This window comes from Pseudomonas sp. PS01298, assembly GCF_029959745.1.
In the GTDB taxonomy this organism is placed as follows: Bacteria; Pseudomonadota; Gammaproteobacteria; order Pseudomonadales; family Pseudomonadaceae; genus Aquipseudomonas; species Aquipseudomonas aylmerensis.
In genome coordinates, this window is record NZ_JASCPP010000003.1 from 138,675 (window position 1) to 160,358 (window position 21,684).

The 21,684-nt window shown below is 59.5% G+C and carries 17 protein-coding genes and 2 pseudogenes; 10 read left to right on the forward strand and 9 right to left on the reverse strand.

Annotated elements, in window-relative coordinates; translation table 11 throughout:
- Positions 1 to 57: 57 nt before the first annotated feature.
- The 3 genes and pseudogenes from QMX97_RS02765 to QMX97_RS02775 all read right to left on the reverse strand — a co-directional run.
- Positions 58 to 317 (reverse strand): annotated as a pseudogene (locus tag QMX97_RS02765) (integrase); the annotation flags it as partial.
- A gap of 238 nt (positions 318 to 555) precedes the next feature.
- On the reverse strand, positions 556 to 912 hold the full coding sequence (locus QMX97_RS02770; RefSeq protein ID WP_102624531.1) for a type II toxin-antitoxin system RelE/ParE family toxin: 357 nt from the start codon (positions 910 to 912) through the stop codon (positions 556 to 558).
- A 2-nt stretch (positions 913 to 914) separates the two neighbouring features.
- Positions 915 to 1,205 carry a type II toxin-antitoxin system ParD family antitoxin gene (locus QMX97_RS02775; RefSeq protein WP_057010991.1) on the reverse strand — a complete coding sequence of 97 codons (291 nt, stop codon included), beginning with the start codon at positions 1,203 to 1,205 and terminating at the stop codon, positions 915 to 917.
- A gap of 302 nt (positions 1,206 to 1,507) precedes the next feature.
- Here QMX97_RS02775 and QMX97_RS02780 point away from each other — a divergent pair, with 302 nt between their 5' ends.
- Positions 1,508 to 2,491, forward strand: a complete 984-nt coding sequence (locus QMX97_RS02780; protein ID WP_282395922.1) for a 5'-nucleotidase — start codon at positions 1,508 to 1,510, stop codon at positions 2,489 to 2,491.
- 146 nt (positions 2,492 to 2,637) lie between these two features.
- Positions 2,638 to 2,799 (forward strand): annotated as a pseudogene (locus QMX97_RS02785) (hypothetical protein); the annotation flags it as partial.
- A gap of 9 nt (positions 2,800 to 2,808) precedes the next feature.
- Here the strand turns inward: QMX97_RS02785 and QMX97_RS02790 are convergent.
- Positions 2,809 to 3,126, reverse strand: a complete 318-nt coding sequence (locus tag QMX97_RS02790) for a hypothetical protein (protein WP_282395896.1) — start codon at positions 3,124 to 3,126, stop codon at positions 2,809 to 2,811.
- Between the two features lie 247 nt (positions 3,127 to 3,373).
- Here QMX97_RS02790 and QMX97_RS02795 point away from each other — a divergent pair, with 247 nt between their 5' ends.
- Genes QMX97_RS02795 through QMX97_RS02805 form a run of 3 tightly spaced genes read left to right on the forward strand, consistent with a single transcriptional unit; the run spans position 3,374 to position 10,549 of the window.
- The gene (locus QMX97_RS02795) at positions 3,374 to 8,515 is read left to right on the forward strand and encodes an AAA domain-containing protein (RefSeq protein WP_282395898.1); all 5,142 of its coding nucleotides are present in this window, start codon (positions 3,374 to 3,376) and stop codon (positions 8,513 to 8,515) included.
- Entirely contained in the window at positions 8,508 to 9,530 is a 1,023-nt protein-coding gene (locus tag QMX97_RS02800; protein WP_282395899.1) for a hypothetical protein, read from the forward strand. The genes QMX97_RS02795 and QMX97_RS02800 overlap by 8 nt, the downstream gene beginning before the upstream one ends.
- On the forward strand, positions 9,527 to 10,549 hold the full coding sequence (locus tag QMX97_RS02805; protein WP_282395900.1) for a hypothetical protein: 1,023 nt from the start codon (positions 9,527 to 9,529) through the stop codon (positions 10,547 to 10,549). Before QMX97_RS02800 ends, QMX97_RS02805 begins: the two co-directional genes overlap by 4 nt.
- 86 nt (positions 10,550 to 10,635) lie before the next feature.
- Here QMX97_RS02805 and QMX97_RS02810 read toward each other — a convergent pair whose 3' ends face one another.
- Positions 10,636 to 10,842, reverse strand: coding sequence for a sigma-70 region 4 domain-containing protein (locus QMX97_RS02810; protein WP_057010985.1), 207 nt, complete (start codon positions 10,840 to 10,842; stop codon positions 10,636 to 10,638).
- 191 nt (positions 10,843 to 11,033) lie between these two features.
- On the opposite strand from QMX97_RS02810, the gene QMX97_RS02815 reads away from it, so the two are divergent.
- Complete coding sequence (locus QMX97_RS02815) at positions 11,034 to 12,122, forward strand: hypothetical protein (protein ID WP_282395902.1); 1,089 nt, start codon at positions 11,034 to 11,036, stop codon at positions 12,120 to 12,122.
- Between the two features lie 32 nt (positions 12,123 to 12,154).
- Here QMX97_RS02815 and QMX97_RS02820 read toward each other — a convergent pair whose 3' ends face one another.
- From QMX97_RS02820 to QMX97_RS02830, 3 genes are all read right to left on the reverse strand, one after another.
- Positions 12,155 to 12,739 carry a hypothetical protein gene (locus tag QMX97_RS02820; RefSeq protein ID WP_282395903.1) on the reverse strand — a complete coding sequence of 195 codons (585 nt, stop codon included), beginning with the start codon at positions 12,737 to 12,739 and terminating at the stop codon, positions 12,155 to 12,157.
- A complete protein-coding gene (locus tag QMX97_RS02825) occupies positions 12,666 to 13,022 on the reverse strand; it encodes a thioesterase domain-containing protein (RefSeq protein ID WP_348775362.1) in 357 nt (118 codons plus the stop codon). Before QMX97_RS02825 ends, QMX97_RS02820 begins: the two co-directional genes overlap by 74 nt.
- Before the next feature lie 332 nt (positions 13,023 to 13,354).
- Entirely contained in the window at positions 13,355 to 14,269 is a 915-nt protein-coding gene (locus QMX97_RS02830; RefSeq protein ID WP_120448544.1) for a LysR substrate-binding domain-containing protein, read from the reverse strand.
- Positions 14,270 to 14,516: 247 nt separating this feature from the next.
- Here QMX97_RS02830 and QMX97_RS02835 point away from each other — a divergent pair, with 247 nt between their 5' ends.
- The 4 genes from QMX97_RS02835 (at position 14,517) to pgm (ending at position 20,820) form a co-directional block, all read left to right on the forward strand.
- A complete protein-coding gene (locus QMX97_RS02835) occupies positions 14,517 to 15,539 on the forward strand; it encodes a zinc-dependent alcohol dehydrogenase family protein (protein ID WP_016975808.1) in 1,023 nt (340 codons plus the stop codon).
- Between the two features lie 705 nt (positions 15,540 to 16,244).
- A complete protein-coding gene (locus QMX97_RS02840; protein WP_282395907.1) occupies positions 16,245 to 17,669 on the forward strand; it encodes a hypothetical protein in 1,425 nt (474 codons plus the stop codon).
- Positions 17,666 to 19,072 (forward strand): PLP-dependent aminotransferase family protein, encoded by a 1,407-nt coding sequence (locus QMX97_RS02845; protein ID WP_065905098.1) that lies wholly within the window; start codon positions 17,666 to 17,668, stop codon positions 19,070 to 19,072. Before QMX97_RS02840 ends, QMX97_RS02845 begins: the two co-directional genes overlap by 4 nt.
- Before the next feature lie 104 nt (positions 19,073 to 19,176).
- Positions 19,177 to 20,820, forward strand: coding sequence for a phosphoglucomutase (alpha-D-glucose-1,6-bisphosphate-dependent) (pgm, locus tag QMX97_RS02850; protein ID WP_120448547.1), 1,644 nt, complete (start codon positions 19,177 to 19,179; stop codon positions 20,818 to 20,820).
- 66 nt (positions 20,821 to 20,886) lie between these two features.
- On the opposite strand, the gene QMX97_RS02855 is transcribed toward pgm, so the two are convergent.
- Complete coding sequence (locus QMX97_RS02855) at positions 20,887 to 21,582, reverse strand: pirin family protein (RefSeq protein ID WP_106803916.1); 696 nt, start codon at positions 21,580 to 21,582, stop codon at positions 20,887 to 20,889.
- Positions 21,583 to 21,684: the final 102 nt, after the last annotated feature.

Genomic DNA, 21,684 nt, shown 5'->3' on the forward strand with positions numbered 1-21,684 from the left:
GTCTACGCCGTTATGCGGGGCGGTTGGGGCGTCCACCATTATTTTGCCGCAATGGGTCTAATCAGCCCATTGTCGAGCCGCCTTCTGGCTCTGCACTAGGAGTTGCGCGCATAAACTGCCTCGATCGCACCTGGCATTTGGTGAAACGACGGATCTATGCAAATGCTCGTCGAGGTAGAGGTCCGGTAGGTGGCGCGAAAGCCGTGGGCAGTGATGTCGTACTCTGGCCAGATACGCTGAAAGGACGTGAGCATGGAGGTCGGGTTTATGGGAGGTCCCGGATAGACCGGCGAGACGAACACCCAGTCTTTGCCTTCTACCAATGGCAGGCAATATGTGGTTGTTCAGCGCTCCGCTAAACCCTCCATTACAAGCTATCAGAATCCCCCAAAAACATTTTGACTTGGCTCTAGAATAGTGTTTTCAGGTCGATAAAGCTTTTGTTTGCCTCCATTTTTGCCCCCATTCGCACCGAGTGTGCGAGTGATCGCGAATGGCGATCTCCGACGGACTTCGCTATTCCTGGCCAGTTAAGCCGTTGGGCCAGGTCGCTCATCAGTCGTTAGGCAAGTGCAACTGCACTTCCATGGCGTCATGAAGGAGTCTGACGACCTCGATCACGTCGTCGTTTGTCACACGATAGAACACGATATGGCGTGGGCTTTTGACCGTTCCATGGGTTTGTTTGGCCTGCTGGCGTGAATAGATGAGGTGATAGCTGCGAAGGCCCGGTGCAAGTTCATCGCGGTCGTGGCTGCCAATGCGATAAGGCGTGTGGGCAAGCGCTTGCAGCGCCGCGAGGATCAGCGCCTGGTAGCGCTGGCGTGCTTGATCGCCGAACTGCGTCTGGGAGAGCCTAAGGATGTCGACAATGTCGGCACGAGCCGGGTTGGAGATCCGATACTGCGGCATGCTCAGTGTTTCTCTCTCGCAGGGAGGGTTGCCTCCAGGCTCAAGCTCTCGAGGTAGTGCTCCAGATCACCCTCGTTCACCTGAGTAAAGCGCCCGTGCTCAAGATCCATGATGCCGATCGAGGTCGCCTGACGCAGTGCCTCAATTTTGGCGGTGTCTTCGGCAACGCGCTGCTCCAATAAACGTAAACCTTCTCGCATCACTTCGCTGGCATTCTGATAACGGCCGGACTGCACCAAGTCATGGATAACCTGGTCCTGGTGAGGGGTGAGCACTACGTTTCGCGTCGCCATAACTAGCTCCAGTTCTATGCAAACAGATACTTTTGATGTTGGCATATTATGCCAATTTCGCTCTGGAGAATAGCTTGGGGCCGACATCCGGCGATCAGGTGACGGCTGACTTGGCGCCAATCAGCAAGGTTCAAAGTCATCCTCCCATAATGAAAGCAACCGGCAGATTGATTTGAAGATTGATATGCCTGACTGTGCGTGGGAGGAGGCGCGCGATGTGTGCTTCTCGATGCGCCCTGAAATCGATCGGCATGTTCGATGCCCATCAATATTTGCGTTTAGAGGCATCAAGAGAGGTTCCAATGCCCTACGAGTTAGAAAATCGCCTAGTGATCGGCGTCGCTTCCAGCGCTGTGTTTGATTTGCTGGCATCGGACGCAGTGTTTCAGAGTCAGGGGGAGGAGGAATACCGCAAGTTTCAGCAAAACAATCTGCACGTCCCGCTTCCTAAGGGGATAGCGTTCCCCTTCATCAAGCGTTTACTGTCAGTGAATGACCTGAGCGTCGATCCTACGGATCCGCTCGTCGAGGTGATACTTCTTTCGCGCAATGATCCCGACACTGGGCTGCGCGTACTGAAGACTATCGAGCACTATGGGCTTGGGATGACAAGGGCGATTTTTATGCAGGGAAAATCTCCTTATGAATACATACCAGCACTGAATATCGCTTTATTTTTGTCGGGTGACAAAAAAGACGTGGAAGCGGCTATCAGGGCCGGGTACCCGGCTGGCCAGGTTCTCGATTCAAAATTTGAAGACGACGAGACTGATAAAGCCCTACGCATCGCATTCGACTTTGACGGCGTGCTCGCTGGCGATGAGTCCGAAACAATCATGCAGGCCTCTGGATTGTCTGAATTCCATGCGCACGAAGTGAAGAATGTCATGCAGCCCCATAACCCTGGGCCGCTGAAGGAATTCATGGTGCGGATATCCAAAATCCAGTCGGTCGAGGAGAAGCACAAAAAGCTCAATCCTGAATACGAAAACCGCATACGCGTCTCGATCGTCACAGCCCGCAATGCTCCGTCTCATGAGCGAGCGATGAATACACTCAAGAGTTGGGGGGTCATGGCCAATGACGCATTCTTCTTAGGTGGTATCGAGAAAGGAAAAATTTTAGGTGTATTGAAACCACACATCTTTTTCGATGACCAATCAGGGCACCTTAAATCGACTAGCGCAGTTGCTCCATCCGTGCACATTCCTTTCGGCATCACCAACCATGTCGCTACTGTGGATGCGCTAGAGCCTGAAGCGGATCAGGTCCAGCAGGTGGTGTAACACGGTGGCTTGAGCGCGTAGTACCACAGGAATTCGTATCGGTTCTGTGCTTGAACTGGCCTAATGATCCCGGACACCTCTTAAGGGCAATATGATTCGCCCAATCAGGAGGTTCCATGCAAGAGCGATAGACCTACACCCGCGAGTTCAAGCAACGTGCTGCAAGCATGGTTCTTGATGATAGCTGCTCAGGTCCCGACGTCTGTGCATCTATGGACGTTGGGCCTACGGCTCTGCGCCGCTGGATTGGTCAGGTCCAATCGTTGTGTAGATACCTATGCCGTTCAATGGGCCGATCAATGGGTTAAAACACGTGGCTACCAGCCACCGGGAAACCATTGCCGGGCGAGCTGCACCGTTACGCGCAAGGTGTGCTGGCTTTGTTCGCACGCAAGCGCCTGTTCTTCAGGCGACGCCGGTTTGCTCCACTTTGGCCGGATTGCCAAGCGCTGTGCATAGCTAGCTTTAAACGCAGGGCTGGCCTCGCCAGTCAGCCGCATCGCTTTAGCATAGTCCGCCTCGAGATCTTCGGGCAGCGAACCACAGGCCAGTTTGGCTTGCTGATAGCGCACGGCGTACATGAAGCCATCGGTGGGGGCTTCGTCGTAGGTGTAGCGGGAGGGTTCTGCGGCCATGGCAGTACCGGTGAGGAATAGGACTATGAGGAGGGGGCGTCCGTGCATGATGGGGAAAGTCTCGGGTGGTTGACGGTGCGTTTGACCTAAACGCCAGTTGTATAGAATTGAACAGGTCACTCGTTAACTATACGTGCCCGGCTTGAATTGCAGCGACCAAGGCGATGGGCCATCATTGTTGGCCGCTACGAGCCATTCTTCGTATGCCGTTCGGATTTATAGGGTGTAATAAATGTTTAGGCGTCTCATGGACTTGAGCAAGCGGTTGCGGAAGGATTTTGCTGCTGTACCGGTTTCCAAGGAACAGGTTCTGCGCCCGCTGGAGGTGCACCCTCAGGCAGGACTCGTCGCGAGTCTGCCCGCGAATGTGTTGGACTACTGGCACAGAGCGCTGATCGCCGATGACTTGGGTGGCCTGCAAGCCACCGATGTTCGCATTCCGTTGAAAAATTACGCGAGACTGGCCTGGCCCGACTTCAATCTTGGTTTCGGCACGCGCCCGGCGCTGGCGCTGGGCATTCTCACCGAGCGTGCCGCAGAGGCTCGGCGTAAACAGCAAGCGCAGGCGCTTGAGGCGTCAGATAGCGACGCAGAGGGTGAGCAGGAGGCGGACGAGCCGGATGACGATCCGCGCATTCCCATGGCGCTGGTGTTTCATCAAACCACTTCATCAAACGATGAGGTCCAGGTCACGTGGCCCGACCCGGATAAAAAGCCTGCGCCGGGCGCGAAAAAAGTCCGCCTCAAGCCCGACCGGCTGAATATCGCGTTCTGGTTTCCTTTCGACCTGAACGACAAAAACCAAATATGCCTGCCACGCGACCCCAACGATTGCCGGCCGCGTGTGGTCCGCCAATGGCTTGAACCGCAGCCATTGATGGCGGCCAACGACCTGCCGCCGGCCATTGGCCACTTCGATTGCTATCGCGACGAGCTTAAGCTATTTCTCGCGACGTTGAGCCAAAGCGCCAATTTGAGCGGTTATGTCGACGCTTGTTTTGCCTTGTTCGCCCGCGTTCAAGCGGATGGGGTTGAGACGGGAATGGCGCCGATCACGGGGCAATGGGTTGCGGTGCCGCGACAGCCTGGCTATGCAACACGTGCGCTCGCCAACGTGTATGAAGCGATCCCCAATGCGCCGTCCATCGGCGCACTGGAGCAGCTCATAGGCGCCGGACGACACCGTTCGGCTGTCCAGGCAGGCGGCATGGCAGCGCCGCAGGTGACGATCCGGCACGTGGCCATGGTCGATAAGGCCACACACCTCGACAAGCCAGACGTCAATCGCGGCGCAGACCCCTTGAACGAATCGCAGCGCCGCGCATTGCACGCCCTCGGCCGGTTGGGTGAGCAGGTCGGGGTGGTTGCGGTCAGTGGGCCGCCGGGCACCGGGAAGACGGCCATGCTGCGTGCGATGATCGCCAACCAATGGGTGTTGGCGGCTTACGATAACCGCGAACATTGCCCCGTCACGTTTGTGTGCGGGGCGACCAACCAGAGTGTCGAGAATGTGATGGGCACGTTCAATGGTGCCGTAGGCAGGAAGCATGCCCTGGCACGTCGTTGGTTGGACCCTACGGGCAAGCCACTATTGGGTTTCACCGCCAGCGCACCGTCCAAGGCCAAGGGGAAAACCCATCGCAGCAAGTTCACCACGCTTGAGATCCGGCAAAAGCAGTTGCGCATCTTGGGAGTCGGGTCCTCCAGCCTCAAGCAATCGTACGAAGACGGTGTTGCGGCAGCCCTTGCTTTGGCGCGGCACTTTGAAGATGCCTTCCGCGAGCTGCCAGAGTTGTTCAATGCGTTGTTTAGCGTTGAGCAGAAACATCAGGTCAGTGATGCCACGCGTTTTATCTATCTCATGCAGAAGAGTGCTTCGACAACGCCTACGGCGTCGACCATCTGCGAGCACTTGAACACGCTGACCCAGGTATTGCGCAGTGGGTTGGCCTCAGCAATCGAGCGCCAGGCTGACATCGACGCGTTGATCGAGCCCGGTGAACTGGCTGCGCGCTTTCCCAGTGAGGCATGGGCATCTTCCTGGGCCATCGACATCCTCGCGGATTTGCGTGTGGCCGCAACCCCCGAGGCGCGCCAGGCGCAGCAGCAGAAATTGCTGGATGTGGTGTGGCGGCCGATTATTTTCCAGTTGGCCGCGCGTTACTGGGAGACGCGTTGGCTGGCCAGTGCTATCGCAACCCCCGAGCCTGGCAGCCGAAAGAACGCACTCAGGCACGCAGCCATGCTGTTTCCGTGCATTGTCGCCACCTTGCACAGCGCCCCACGGTTACTGGGAGAGGGCCGTAGGCCGCTGTTCGCGTTCCTGGATTTACTGATTATCGATGAGGCGGGGCAAGCTGCGCCGGAGCTGGGTGTGCCGGTGCTTAGCCTGGCTAAAAAATCCGTGGTGGTCGGCGATATGAAGCAGCTCTCCCCCGTGTCTTCGGTAACACCCGAGGTCGATGCGCGCCAGGTGCAGGACCGTTGGGCCGATCCGTCGTCTTTGGGCGCCTTGCTCGTGCGTGGCGCGGACTCCGCCACGGGTTCAATCATGAAGCTTGCCGCAACCGGGGCATCGTTTGCCGAGGCCATGCCGGACGGATGGCTACGGGACGGGCTGCTCCTGCGGGAGCACTACCGTTGTGCAGAGTCGATCATCAATGTGTGTATCGATTTGCTGTACCACGATCACGACCGTGATGCCGAGGGCGGGTTGCTCGGCAAAGAGTTGGAACCCAAAGTGCCCAACCCGCTGGCAGGGCTGTTCGCGGATGCCGAGTTACCCTTGCTCGAGGGCGAAGCTGAAATGCAGTTGCGCAAACGCATGAAGGCAACGTTCCCGCTACCGCCGCTCGGGTTCTATCAGACGGGTGGCCCGAACGATGAGCCCTGCAAAGGCGACTCATGGTCCAACCCTGGAGAAGCCAAGGCCATCGTGGACTGGCTTAAAGAGCACGGACCGCGCCTGGCGAAGTGGGCCGCCAGGGTCGAAGGCCACCCGGAGCAGCCGATAGGGTTGGAAAAACTTGTCGCGGTCGTCACGCCATTTCGAGGCCAGGTCGAAGCGATAAAGCGTCGGGTGCGCGAAGAACTCGACCCTGATGACGCTGACCTGAGTGAGCGTTTGACCATCGGCACGGTTCATACCCTTCAAGGGGCGGAGAAACCTGTGGTGTTGTTCAGTGCCGTGAATCGGGAAAGCCGCGCCAGCCGTCGAACCGATACCAATCATCGTGAGCGGGTGTTTATCGATCGTGACGATGGGCGCCTGCTCAACGTAGCGATCAGTCGTGCGCAGAAAAGCTTCATTATGTTTGGCCATTCCGATCTGTTTTTTTCCCAGCAGGCGATGGACCCGAACAATGATTTGCCTTCGGCTGTGGTAGGACGATGCTTGGCCGGTGTGCGTGAGCCAGAGCATGAGCGGCTCACCTGCGCCCCGCGGGTGCCAGCGTGCAAGCTCGGTCCCGCCACGCTGATGGTTGTCGAATCCTTGCACAAGGCGAAAATCATTCAAGAACTGGTACCTGGCGGTACTCAGGTGTTCGGCTGTGGCGGTCATATTCGTGACCTCCCGGGCCCCGGTGCGATCAGTTGGCGTGATGGGCTCAAACCGCACTGGCAATTGAGCGAGCGCGAGGGCAGTGACCTGGCGGCGTCCCTACGCAATACCGGCAGCCGTTTACTGCAATGCACTGAGCTGGTGTTGGGGACGGACGATGATGCCCAAGGCGAAGCGATCGCCTGGCACATGATCCAGGTACTCAAGGAAGCACCGTGGTTCATGCATATCCAGAGGGTGCGTCGGGTAAGGTTTCATGCATTGACCACCCCCGAAATGGCCCGATCATTTGAGGAGGGTCAGTGTGTACAGGTCGAGGGCGCTACCGCCGACGAGCGAGCTGGCAGCGCTTGCCGGGCCTTGAATATGGGCTTGGCATATGGAGCCATTGCCCAGCGGGTGCTGGACAACCTCATCGGCTCGGTCTACATGCGTCACGGTATTGTCGGGGGCGGACGGGTCAAGGGGCCCTTGCTCAGGGTACTGGCGGGCCATGGTGACTCCCCGGGGTTACCCGGTAAACGGTTGGGTGTCGCGATAAACCTGAAAGTGAACGATACCCTCGTGCCGGCTCGCTTGATGGTGCGGCGCGGCAGCGAAGCCTGGCGCGCGTGGGGCAGTGACCGCACAGAGAGCGTTCACACCTTGATCGACCAACTGAGCGACGCGGTGGTTTCACCGACACCTTGCCTGCTCGAGCATGAGGACTTGCTGCTGGCACCTGCTCAAAGCCTGGGCACTAACCTGGTCCTGCAAGAGGCGTTCAGGCGATTTGGCTGGATGCCGTCGAGCACCATGAGCACGTTGCAAAAACTGTATGAGATGCGCGAGGGGCAGGACGAGCCCGAGTCAGCACCGAACGACAATGGTTGGGCTGCATTGGATGCGCAGGGGCGCCTGTTCCTGACCGAGTCCGGACGGCGCCAGGCAGATAAGGTGCTGAACAACCCTTGGCTGAACACAATCAGCGCCAATGCGTTGTTGATGGCCTTCGACGATGCGCTGACCCACCTGTCCCAATTGCCGGATGCAGGGGAGGCGGACTACCTTGCGTTCGTGCACACCTGGGCGGCGCAGTTTGATGATCAGTGCGGCGCGCAGCCGGTTGCGGGCCCCCATGCACCAACGGTCGATGCGCAAGGCGCTGAGGTCGCGCTGTTTTCCCTGCAGCCCGCCGTCGAGCTGAATACGTGGGGCGCGCCTGCCGGTTTGCCTTCACCCGCTGAGGCCGAGCAGCACGACGATGATCCCGCGCCTGGCGCGCAAGCCCGCCCGGTTTCGGACGGCGGCCGCAGCGGTGCCCACGGAGCACTGGTGCCTCTGGACATCAGCCTGGAGGGCGACAGCCCCAAGTTGGCCGCGCTTACCCCGAGGCAGCGGCAACTTTACGACCTGATGTCCAAACTGATGTTGGCCTCTTCACTGCGAGATGGACAGTTTCAGACTGTACGCCGGATTTACCCCCTGACTTGGCCGGGTAAACCGGCTGTCCGGCAGGTTGAAATTGGTGTCGAGGTGATAACAGGCAAGCCGGGCAGCTACCCAGGTTGGTTTGCGCTGGACCCCGATGGCCTGCACCAGCACACGCGCAATTGGGCGTCGGCAGAGATGGAGGCAGTGCTCGATGAGCAAAGCCCTCGCTTGCAAGTGATAGTGCAAGACCACGGCATACGCACCCGCTCGCTGCTTGAGCCGACAGTCGATCATTTATTGGCGTGGATGCAAGCGCGTGGACACGGTAGGCCCTCGACATTCGGCAAGCACATCGATGATCTGGTACGTGGCAATACGTCGAACCCGCGCGCGGAGGGCACTGCCGATGAATAGCAGTTTTGCCGCCATGACCCTGATGCGAAACGCCTATGAGGCCGCATTGCGCGACCCCTCGGACGCAGTTGCCCAGGCAGCGTTCGTCGCTGCGCACCAAGCGCAACAGCACACGTTCGTTGACTCATTCGACGTCGCGGGCATTACCTACCCGCGTACTGATGGGCACACACTGAGTGAGCGTGAAGCGCGCGAGGTGATTTCCAGAATCCTGTCCAACCCGGCGTACAGCGTATCGGACCTGCGGCCCAGCGTCATTGAAGCGGCCTACCCGCTACAGGCAGACGTGCTGCGTGCGGAAATCGAAGCCACGGTCGCGTTGGCCAATAAAATCAATGGGCTCGACTGGCGCACCGACGCGCTCGATGCCAGCACCAAGCAAGCGATGCGTGAACTGCTACGCATGCCCACCTTGGCGGGCGGCTACAAAATCATTTCCCAGGTCAAGTCCGCAGCCAACGCCCAGGTGTTGAATATCTACCGTGGCTACGATGCCGATCACTTGATCCCCGACAAGGCACTGCGAGGGTCACTGCACAGGGGGCAGTCTTTCAGCCTTGACCAGAGCTACGCGACGTTTATGCAGGATTCACAGAACAGAGGATCGCAGCATAAATTTGTGACGGACGCCCAGAAACACACACGCAAACGGCTGCGCGGCGATCCGACACTGCCCGCGAAAAACCCAACGACTGGCGAGTACCTGGAGCATGTGCTTGAGTGGATGACCCATGTCTATGCCACCGCGGATCTGGGTGTGGATGTGGCCGTCAGGAACAGTGGCCTTGCCAACTCGGATGAATTCAAACGTTTCAACGTCAAAGGTTTTGCCTTGGCGCAGGCAGGGTTCATGACGTGGAATGAACGCAAAAGTGTCGGCCGCGCTGTCGCCATGGTGCTCCTGATTGAGGCGCGTGAGTTCTACACGGCGGCCGGCTGGCCCATGGACAGGGAGTTGCCTTTGTTCTACGACGTACCTTCTACAGTGACCCAACAACCGGTGCCTGTGACATGAGCGACAACATAAACCCATCAACACCCGCCCATGGCGTCCGGCGCTACCAGCTTGCCGACCTGACAATGGCCGCCGGGGTGCCCTGGTTTGCCGTGCACGTGTCGGACGAAAGCGGTCATACATCGTCCTGGATTATCAGGGGGGAACTGGACGGTGAGCATTTACGCCTGCAACCACAGGTTTGGGTGCCAGATGCCATCCAGGCCATCGTCAGTGATAGCGACGGCCAAGTCTGGGCGATCACTAGCGAAGATGAGCTGATCACCAACACCGACCTTGGACAGGTGGCTGGATGGCGGCAGGTTACGCCTCATCCACAGCTCAACGCGCGCGATGAGTGGTACTCCCGCACACTGGGTTATGTGGCCACGGGTGGCCAGAACGTCGAGCTTGCTGAATGCCTGTGTTGGGCGAACGATGGCTTGTTGATCGGTACGTTCAGCCGCCGGTTGTATCGTTGGACATCGGGCGATGTTGCTCGCCTTGAACACGACGATCACGTTGTCGGAACGCTGGGTGGTGTCAACAACATTGTCCAGACGCAAGACGCAATATACGCGCTGGGGTATGCGGGCCTGATCCTGCGTCGGTCGGTGGACGGGACCTGGCAGCGAATTGATGGACCCTGGCCGACGGAGGCCGGCGCGTTCATCAATATGATTGCCGGTGTCGAAGGTCCGCGAGGGGAATTGTGGGCGATTGCGGCGGGCGGTTCGGTCGTCAGCGTTGCGGGTGATGTGACCCGCACCATTGCACAAGTACCCGGTGAGCCTCTGGGCATCACCCGGTTCCAGCGCCAGTGGTTCGTGTCGACCCTCGACGGTTGCTACGAACTACCGGGGGATGGTGACACGGTCCTGATCAAACGCGATATTTTGATGGGTAAATCGATTGATGCCGCGAACTGCCTGATTGCCGTCGATGCCGAGCCACAACAAGCGGATCACGCGCAGGTCCACCTGTGGTTGCGCACCAGAAACCGCGATGCTTGGCTGCGCCCAATCATTTGCCGGGCCTGATTGAGGCGTTAAGGCGCAAGTGCGCGGGGATACGGGCTTGCTTTCGAGGCGCAAGCCCGTGGTTTCACCTGGTCGGCCAGGCAGGCTCAATTGGTTTGTGGGCCGCGCCCGCGATGCGCGGTGATGCGGTTGTAAATGTTGGGTGCCGTGACCGCCATTTCTTTGCTGATCTCCGGGACTGAGTAGCCTTTGTCATAGAGATGTTGCAAGAAAGCGTCTTGGTCACGCCGGGCAAGCTGGCCGTAAAAGCCGCGATTTATTTCTTTCTGGATGCCTGAGAAAAAACCAAACATAGGGACCTCTGTATTCGACTCGCGTCATGTTGATGGTGGGAGGAGAAGGCGTGGCTTGGGCCGCTCCTTCTGTATGCAAGCCCCTTGTAAACCCCGGATTTGAAGTCTGAGTGAGCTAGCCGGTTGCAGGTTATTCACTCTGCTGCTTATCGGCCATCCCAACCTGGGTAGCACCCAGCATGGTGTGATTTATGCGAACAGACGAATACACGGATGACGAAGTCGAGACAAAGGACAGGTGGGACAAACTGTTCTGGATTGAGCTCGCTAAGCGCAAAGAGCGCTTGGTAACCGGGGATGCACACCTGATGCTTGTTCAATTGCATGATCAAATAGCCCAGGCCATCGATATACCCGGCCAAGTGATGGATGAGCCCATCGAAGGCATAAGGGGGGCTGCGGTCCTTTTGGACGCGTTTCAGTGGCAGTACGACCCGGCTGATGAGGCTGATGACGAACACCAGGCTCAGTTGTTGCGGGACACGATGAATCGCTTCGAAAGCCAGATTGATGAAGCGTGGTCAAGGTTGCAGTTCACCCGGGGCTTCCGACTTGCCGACCTAGCCGTGGAGAACGACCTTGAAGACATGTGGCAGTGGTGGGTGTTCGTCAATTCTTCTGCCGGGCGCGCAAAGCTGGGGATCAACAGCGGAAAGTTCTCGCACCATGGCATACAGGCTCGAATGGGCGAGGACCATGAGCCGCCACGGATTATTGAGGTCCATACATTCTATAACCGGCCCGGGCAGTCTCCAATCCCCATTTCCAATCGCAGTGTCAGGAGCTTCACCACTGACGTGGATGAAGTGATCATCAACGGCAAACGGGTCACCGATAGTGTAATTGTGGTGTTTGACTCCGAAACTCCAGCGCCATCCAGAAGGGAAATCGTGAACGCCGCTTATTCCGGCAGAGGAATGATTCGGGCACGGCGTTTAGCGGATGCCCGTGCAAAAGGCGATTACGCCAGACTGCAACGCTTGCTCGACGAACCGTCCCCGACCACGGATTTTGTCGACTTATTCGAGCCTGTACAGGCGCATAAATTGTTTAAGACACTCACCAGCGTTGCGCCGTTGATTCGAGGGCTATTCGCCTGGGATCTTCACCATGACCAGGGACTCAGCAAAGCGCAGGCCTGCCGAGTTACGGCGGAAAAACTACCTGGAATGGGCACTAACCCACGCAGCGTCAACAATGCGCTTATATCAGTGGGAGAAAAGATCAACGGCTACCAACCCGAGCAATTGCCTTGGATTTTTCAACGCTTTAGCGATTGAGGGTTCCGTCGCCGGAACCCGGTCGCGTTGAGCTAGGCAGCGCCGTATTGGGAGATACGCCGTTGTGCCAGCGCCTCGCCCTCGGCCTGCGTCGCCGCGGTTTCATAACGAATGCCAGAGGCTTGTTCGCCAATCTTGCCCATGGCATCGAAATGCGCACGACGCGCCTCATCGGCAAGCACGCTGATCAAGCTGATACGCAAATGGCCAAAGGCCTGCTTGTGCGTCTTCAACCATCGGCTGCGCAGCTTGCGGTCGGCGTGGGCTTCGTCGTCCCCAGGTTCCAGGTAGATCAATACAAAGGGTACGCCATGGGCCATGACGGCCTCGATTTCGGCTTGCCACTGTGCACCGTAGCCCGGTACGACCACGTCGTTGCGCACTATACAGCGCAGCGGGTGTTGCAGGGCTTCACAAAGCCAGCCCAATAGCCGCGTGCGTTGCTGATGCAGGAAAAAGTGCCCGCCGTCCACCAGGCGCCAGTCGAAACCGGCTGCTGCGTGCCGTTTCCAGCGGCGCGCGGCTTCCACCGTGACCAGGTGATCATCGCTGGCGGCAATCATCACCATCGGCACCGCCAGGGTCGTATCGGTTAATACGCGGTAGCCTTCCGACAAGGCACTGTCGCGTGCCGCCCAGGTGTCGGACTTCGAGGGCGAAATCTTCCTCGCTGTAGTCGGACACTTTGCGCTGGATCGGCAAACTCGGCGCCGGGAATGCCATCAGGAACAGCAACTGCGCGTGGCGACCCTCGCTGGCCAAGGTCCGCGTCACTTCGAGGGCGATCTTGCACCCCAGGCTGCAACCCAGTAATGCCCAGGGTTTGCCGGTGTAGGGCCGGATCGCGTCCATGAACTGGCGCGTCAGTTGCGTCATGTCCTGAATGCTCGGTTCGGCGATGCGGCTTTCGCTGAAGGATCTACGAGTAAGACTGTTCCGGGGAAAGCATTAACCTTGCTTTGGTGGGGGTGGGCCATGAGGCTTATCTGATCGGCTTCAATGCCGACACGACTCGGTCATTAATACGGGGTAGGGCTGAGGGCTCATATCTCCTTCAGTCCATTCATCCTCATCAATAGCCCACATGGCCTCAGGCTGGGGGCATCCTTTTCAAACCATCCATAGCATGCCCTCAAATATGCCCTCAATGTAGCAATACACTGGAAGTGAATGGAGCTCCATGGTTGGTGGAAAGGCAGAAATGATCAGTCGAACAGCCTGCCAGACGACGCCTAAAGACTCTCAGGGTCGCCAAAGAACATCTGAATCCGCGACCGCAACCACCGCTCCCCCGGATCATTATCCTGCGACCCTCGCCACGCCATGTGCAGTTCAAACGAGCGCACCGGCAACGGCGGCTCTTCGGCGCGCAGGCCGCCGGCGGCGGTCAGGGCTTCGGCGGCGTAATCGGGGACGATGGCGACGATGTCGGTGCCCGAGAGCAAGGTGCCCAGGCCGTTGAACTGCGGCACGGCGAGCACTACGTGGCGCTTGCGGTCGAGCTTTTCCAGTTCTTCGTCGATGAACCCGCTCAAGTCGCCGGCAAACGACACCAGCGCGTGGGGGCGGGCGCAGAAGTCGTCCAGGCTCAGGGAGCCCGGCACACTGTCGGCGCGCAACAGTTTCGGCAGGCTGCGGCGCAGGACTTTGCGCTTGGCGTTGGCCGGCAGGTCGGCGGTGTAGCTGACGCCAATCGAGATTTCGCCGGAAGCGAGCAGGCCGGGCATCAGAATATAGTTGACGCGGCGCACCACCAGCACGATGCCGGGGGCTTCGGCGCGCAGGCGCTTGAGCAGTTGGGGCAGCAGTGCGAATTCGACGTCATCGGACAGGCCAATACGGAAAACGGCGGTGCTGGTCGCCGGGTCGAACTCGGCGGCGCGGCTGACGGCGGTGGAAATCGAGTCCAGGGCCGGGGAGAGCAGGGCGAAGATTTCGACCGCGCGGGCCGACGGTTCCATGCTGCGGCCAGTGCGTACGAACAGCGGGTCATCGAACAGCCCACGCAGGCGCGACAATGCCGCGCTGATCGCGGGCTGGCCCAGGAACAATTTCTCGGCAGCGCGGGTCACACTGCGCTCATGCATCAAGGTTTCGAATACGATCAAGAGGTTAAGGTCGACACGACGCAGGTCGTTACGGTTCATCTTGTGTCCTGGAAGAGTCAGCAAACTTGACGAGAGCGGCCACATAGGAACAATGACCGGCATGAATCTTACGGGGAAAGGCTGGTACTCTGCACAGGATAATTGAGTTTTCCTACGATACTTGAGGTCAATTCCTCAGTTGCGGAATCAATAACAGACATGTCGACTATTAACGGCGACCGGTGGTCTTACCTGGAAAGCCCAGATAGAGTTCATGGCATTAGAGGTTACTTTGACGAGGTTTGCGATGTCCCGCACGATCCGTTTTCACAAGTTTGGTCCGGCCGAGGTGCTCAAATGCGAAGAGCATGCAGCCGCGCAGCCCGCACCGGGCGAAGTGCAGGTGCGTGTCGAAGCGATTGGCATCAGCTGGTATGACATTCTGTGGCGCCAGAACCTGGCGTCTTCCCATGCACGCCTGCCGTCCGGCCTTGGTCATGAGATGGCCGGTGTCGTGGTTGCCGTAGGCGATGGCGTGGATGACTTGGCCGTCGGCGATAAAGTCGCCAGTTTTCCGGCCGAGAGCCCCAATGATTACCCGGTGTATGGCGAACAGATCGTCCTGCCCCGTTCGGCCCTGACCCGCTACCCGGATGTCTTGAGCCCCATAGAAGCCAGCGTGCACTACACGCCGCTGCTGATCGCCTACTTTGCGTATGTGGACCTGGCACGCGTCAAGCCCGGGCAGTTTGCCCTGGTGACGGACGCCAGCCACTGCGCTGGCCCTTCCTTTGTGCAACTGGGTAAAGCCCTGGGTGTGCGGGTGATTGCCGCCACCAAGGACAGCGAAGAGCGCGAATACCTGCTGTCCCTCGGTGCGGAGAAGGTCATCGTCACTGAAGAACAGGACCTGCTGATGCAGATCAACAAGTTCACCGACAACCGCGGCGTGGACGTGGTGTTCGATGGCTTGGGCGGCCCGCAGATGTCGCTGCTCGGTGATGTGCTGGCGCCACGTGGCAGCCTGGTGCTCTATGGCCTGCAAGGTGGCAACCAGACGCCATTCCCGGCCTGCGCGGCGTTCCAGAAGAACATTCAGTTCTTTGTGCACTGCATCGGTAACTTCACCGGCAAGCCTGAGCTGGGCATCATCCAGGACCAGGTCGCCTTGCAGCGCGCCTTGCGGGATATCAACCAGCTGACTGCTGACCGCGTGCTGGTACCGCTGAAAACCACGGTGTTTCCATTCAATCAGTTCGTGGAAGCACACCGCTACATGGACGAATGCCCGTGCCGCGAGCGTGTGGCACTGCAGGTTGAAGCTGTTTAAGGCGTAGGAATATTCGCAAACGAGTGTTCCTGACCACTGGCGCATGGGGCAAATGCGCCATTTGACAGGGCTGAAGCCGCGCAGGCTTCAAGTTGACCTCCCTGCATTTGAGCCCCTGATTCCTGGCTTTCCCCCTGACGCCGCGTTGAATTCCAGCGCGGCGTTGTTGTGTGCGCGTCATTAACGCCTGCGGCGTTGTCTATCTGCACTGGTTTTCGGCCAGCTTCTGTATCTATTAATCATTATTCCAGCGCTGATAATTGCCCTTCACTTTCATCTCAAGGACTGAGCAATGATTGACTATTTGATGCGTCATCCGCGAGGGCTTCGAACTCATCGCGCAGCCGAGACGTGGTGCAGGGCGAGCACTTACTTGCAGGGCAAGTTCACAGTGTGGACAGCCAGAAGTTGCTTGAATCAATTTGTCGGATGTTTCTTCAAGTTGTTGGATAAAGGTGCGTAGGAGGGCGTCGGAATAGTCCTAGGATGGCCGCCTCGGCGCGCTTCGGCCCAGTAATAAAGGCTGTCTGTGCGTTTTCCAGGCGTGAGCCATGCCCGAGGAGATCCGTGTCGTATTGTTGCGCGGTGCTAGTGTCTATTCATCGGTGCACCTGGCGGCGGGCGAACTTCTTATCTGCGCAATAGCTCAAGCAAACACTGTCAGCAGTTGCTTGAAACTGATATTTCAACTCAGGTAGTAGAATGATGAGCACTATTCACGAACAAGCCATGACGTATGTTTACCAGCAAGTTCTGCAACGCTTGATCGGACACTTTAATCGCGCTGAACGTACTGCACTTCAATTGTTGATCCAGCGCATCGTGGTCGCGGCGGGTGGCATGGAACAGGTGGGGGATTACAAGGTGCTGATCGCCCACGGCGGCGGCGAGGTCAGCAGCTACACCCTGGCGCTGCTGCGCGCTGCGCAACTGAGTATTGCCGGCCGGGCCCCGCGTACCTTTCACTTGCGGGTCGCGACCCTGCGCTACCCCGGCATGACCGAGAGCAGGCTCGACACCCTCAATCGAGGCTACAGCCGCCTGTTTCTCCACGACGACCCGCGCGTGGAGTTGTTGATGGTGGAAAACCACGACGTTCACCCCTTCAACCACCTTCGCCCGGCCAATGCCGCCGGGCGCGAAATCAGCCAGCGCAATCGGGTGATGGTGGGGCACATGACCGCCGGAGACTGTCGCGCGGCGCTGAGCAATGACACCTACCTGGCCTTGGGGGATTTCTACCAGCGGGCCAGCACCTGGCGCGGCGGTGTGCATGCGCTGGTCAGTGGCGATTCGCCACGCAAACAGAGCCACTTGCTTGCCTGGCTGAAGAAAACCGCGCTGGGCACCGGTGTCGCCGCCCCCAAAGCCTGGCCGCAGTCGCTCAACGGCTTGTTCGCGCGCATGGAAGAATGGAGCACCGCTTACTACGACGACCTGTACGGCGAAGAACATGCGCCGCGCATCACGCCCAGTCTCGCCGGCCACCGCCACTTGGCGTACATCGGCATTGCCGACCTGCTCGATGACGTCGACCCCCGGTCGTCGTCCTTGCTCACCGAGTTCATGGCCCACACCCCTGACGCCCTGGGCTTTCATTTCAGCCATCCGGCCTTTTCCCATCCCTTGCTGATGGCTCACCTGCGTGGGTTGCAGGCCGAGTGCCTGCGCACGCTGGACTACGAAATGGGCGTCGAAGGCTTTATCCAGCAGGTGGCGCCGTTCATGCGCCGCCTGCACCTGAGCGAGGCGATGTTCGCCGAGGCTTGCACCGGTGATGGCCGCACCTTGTCGGCCACCCAGGCCAACCAGTTTTTCGGCCTGGATGAAACCCAGCTGACTTGCCTGTTGTTCTCGCCGTTTGTCCATCATGGCGAAAGGCTCGAAAGCTATTTGCGCCAGTGCCATCCCGGCATGTTGGTGGCCCTGCCTGAGCTGCACAAACTGCTGCAGGGCAAGCCCTGCGCCGACATGCTGCAGCAGTGGGTGGTGGACACCAGTGGCTTGCCGCTGCCGCTGTTGCTGCACCTGTACCAGAAACGGCCGATGGTCATTACGGGCAGTAAACCGCGCGGCGCCCGCGCAACGGCCCGCAACCCTGCGCAGGCCCTGCAATTGTCCGGTCAATGAGCCTGCGCGGCGAGCGGCAGGCTGACTTCGCGTATCAGGCGGTCTATCGCTACATGATCAGCCTGATCAACCAGGTCAGTACCGATGCCCGGGTAAAACTGCCGTCCTTGCGCCAACTGGCCGGGCGCCTGAACGTATCGATCTCGACGATCCAATACGCGTATTCGCTGTTGGAGAAGGAGGGCAGGGTCTATTCGGTGGCGAAATCGGGCTATTACGCCTGGCCGCTGTCGGTGAGCCCGTCGGCCTGGGCGGGCGGCGATTTGCTCGATCGGCTCTACGCGGCGGCCCGTCGCCCCGGCATGCTGGTGCTCAGCGGCGACGAGCCGGCGTTGCTGGCATCCCTGGATAGCAGCTTGTTGCGATTGGAGCGCGAGTTGGTGCGTCACTATCCGCACCCGCTGCAGCCGTGGTCGCAGCCGTGCGGCGTGTGGGAGTTGCGCGCGGCGTTGGCGGCGCGCTACACCACGTCGCCCACGCGCTGCTGGCACGCCGACGAGGTATATATCGGTGCCGATTTGCGCGGGGTGTTGGACATTCTGATCGAGGTGCTGGGCCTGCGGGGCACCACGGTGATTGTGGAGTCCCCGTGTGATTGGCTGATCCTGCGTCTATTCCAGGATGCCGGGGTGCACCTCATCGAGCTGCCCTGGACGCCCGACGGACACCTGGACATGGCGACCCTCGATCAACTGTTACGTGATGAGCCCGTGCACCTGGTGTTGCTGTCCTCGGCGGTCAGCTTGCCCTCGGGGGTGGCGATGTCGATCAGCGAACGCCTGGGCGTGGCGCAGTTGCTGGAGCAATACGGCTGCTGGCTGCTGGAGAACGACACCTTCGGCGAGCTGGGTTTCAAGGGGGCGCAAGCGCCCCTGCGGGAGTTGGTGAACCCCGAACGGTTGATCGTGTTTTCTTCGTTCGAGAAGGTCCTGGGCGCGGAAGCCCCCTTTGGCTATCTGCTGTCCCGGCGCATGAGCAGTGAATTGCAGCGTCAGTTTCTGCTGCGTTCATTTCGCTTGTCGTCGATCCGCCAGCGTGCCATTGCGCGCCTGTACCAGAGCGGCCGGATCGACCAGCACTTGCGCGCACTGCGCCAGCAATTGCGCGAGCAGGCGGCCGAAATGGGCCAGCGCCTGGACCAGCACCTGGGAGACCAGGTGACTTACCGCGCGCCCGCCGCCGGGGCGACGTTCTGGCTGGGCTGCACCCGGCCGGTCGACATGCGCCAGGTGTTCCAGCGCCTGCTGACTGAACACGTGGTGATGGCCCCGGGTGAACTGTTCAGTGTCAGCGGCCTGCATCGCCAGCACCTGCGCATCAGCCATACCTTTGAGGGGCAAACCAACTTGGATATTGCCCTGGCTGCATTGAGCGACGCGCTGCGGCAGGCACAGATGGGGTGAATACGTGAATTTTCTCTTGATGCTGTAGGATCGATACCGTCGCGCAGCAGTCGAACACTCAGTAAACTGCGACTTTTCCGATTCCTTCTTTCCGAGGTTCATGCATGACAATCAGTCCTTTTGCGGGCAAGCCGGCGCCAGCCCAGTTGCTGGTGGATATCCCGCGACTGGTCACGGCCTATTACACCGGCCAGCCTGATGCAGCAATCTCCACCCAGCGCGTGGCCTTTGGTACCTCCGGGCACCGGGGCTGCTCGTTCGACTTGAGCTTCAACGAATGGCACGTGCTCGCCATCAGCCAGGCCATCTGCCTGTATCGCGAAGCCCAGGGCATCAACGGCCCGCTGTTTGTCGGCCTGGATACTCATGCACTGTCGACGCCAGCCGGCGCCAGTGCCCTGGAAGTGCTGGCCGCCAATGGCGTGCACGTGATGCTGGCCGAAGGTGATGAATACACACCAACGCCGGCGATTTCCCACGCCATCATCTGCTACAACCGCGGTCGTACCAGCGGCCTGGCCGACGGCATCGTGATCACGCCGTCACACAACCCGCCGCAAAGTGGCGGCTACAAGTACAACCCGCCCAATGGTGGCCCGGCTGATACCCACGTCACCAAGTGGATCGAAGCCAAGGCCAACGAACTGCTGGCGAACAAGCTGGCTGGCGTCAAGCGCATCACCCACGCGCAGGCCCTCAAGGCGGACACCACCCATCGCCATGATTACCTCAATAGCTACGTGGCGGACCTGGTCAATGTGATCGACATGGACGCCATCCGCAGCGCCGGCCTGCGCCTGGGCGTAGACCCGCTGGGCGGAGCAGGGGTGCGCTACTGGTCGGCGATTGCCGAGCATTACCGCCTGAACCTGGACGTGGTGAACACCGAAGTCGATTCGACGTTCCGCTTCATGAGCGTCGACTGGGATGGCCAGATCCGCATGGACCCGTCCTCCAGCTACGCCATGCAAGGCCTGATCGGCCTCAAGGAGCGCTTCGACGTTGCCTTCGCCTGCGACCCGGACCACGACCGCCACGGCATCGTGACCCCGTCCGGCGGCTTGTTGGCGCCCAACAACTACCTCGCGGTGTCGATCGACTACCTGTTCCAGAACCGTCCCGACTGGCGTGCCGACGCGGCCGTGGGCAAGACCGTGGTCAGCAGCGGCCTGATTGACCGCGTGGCGGCCCGCATCGGTCGGCGCCTGTACGAAGTGCCGGTGGGCTTCAAGTGGTTTGCCGATGGGCTGTTCGAGGGTTCGCTGGGCTTTGGCGGTGAAGAAAGCGCTGGTGCCTCGTTCCTGCGCAAGGACGGCACGGTGTGGAGCACCGACAAGGACGGTTTGATCCCGGCGCTGCTGGCGGCAGAAATGACCTCGCGCAAAGGCCAGGACCCGAGCCAGATCTACCGTGGCTTGACGGATGCGCTGGGCGAACCCTTCGCCATTCGCGTCGACGCCAAGGCGACGCCGGCGCAAAAGGCCCTGTTGGGCAAGCTGTCGCCGGAGCAGGTGACCTCCACCGAACTGGCCGGCGAAAGCATCCAGCAGATCCTCAGCCATGCGCCGGGCAACAACCAGGCGATTGGCGGCTTGAAAGTGATGACCGAAAACGGCTGGTTCGCCGCGCGTCCGTCCGGCACCGAGGACATCTACAAGATCTACGCCGAGAGCTTTATCGGCGAAGATCACCTCAAGCAGCTGGTAGAAGAGGCACAAGTGTTGGTTGACGGCGCCATCAGCGAATAACCCGCTATAGGCGCCGGCTCGCCGGTGATAGCGCTCGCAAGACCGCCATCGCCGGCAAGCCACGGCTCAAGCGAGGTCGACTAACACGATCTCGCTGTCTTCAATTGCCGTCACGTGCAACATCTGCTCATCTTCCACGGCAACCCCGTCTCGCGCTTGCGCACGCAAGCCATTGACTTCAATCACGCCCGTCGCCGGCACCAGATACGCCCGACGCCCGTGGTCCAGGCGGTATTGCGCAGTTTCCCCAGCCTTCAGATTGGCCGCTACCAGGCGTGCATCGGCGCGAATGCGCAGGCTTTCGCTGTCTCCGGCCTTGCCGCTGGCCAGCGTGACAAATCCTTCTCGATCACCCTTGGGGAACGGCTTGGCGCCCCACGACGGCGGCAAACCGGCCTCGTTCGGGATAATCCAGATCTGGAAGATCTTGGTGGGTGTCGCTTCCAGGTTGTATTCACTGTGGGCGATCCCGGTGCCGGCACTCATCACCTGAACGTCACCGGCCTCGGTGCGGCCTTTGTTGCCCAGGTTGTCGGCGTGGCTGATGGCACCTTCGCGCACATAAGTGATGATTTCCATGTCACGGTGCGGGTGCTGCGGGAAGCCGGTGCCCGGGGCGATGATGTCGTCGTTCCACACCCGCAGGTTGCCCCAGTGCATGCGTTTTGGATCATGGTATTCAGCAAATGAAAAATGATGATGGGCATCGAGCCAGCCGTGGTGGGCGCCGCCCAAGGTGGTAAAAGGTCGAAGTTCAAGCATGATCGTCTCCTGTTGATGGCGCCTATGATCCAGCAGGGCATAATCGATAAAAAGCGTAAAAAATGCCTGATTCCTATCAGTCGATTAGATTGGTAGCCGGCG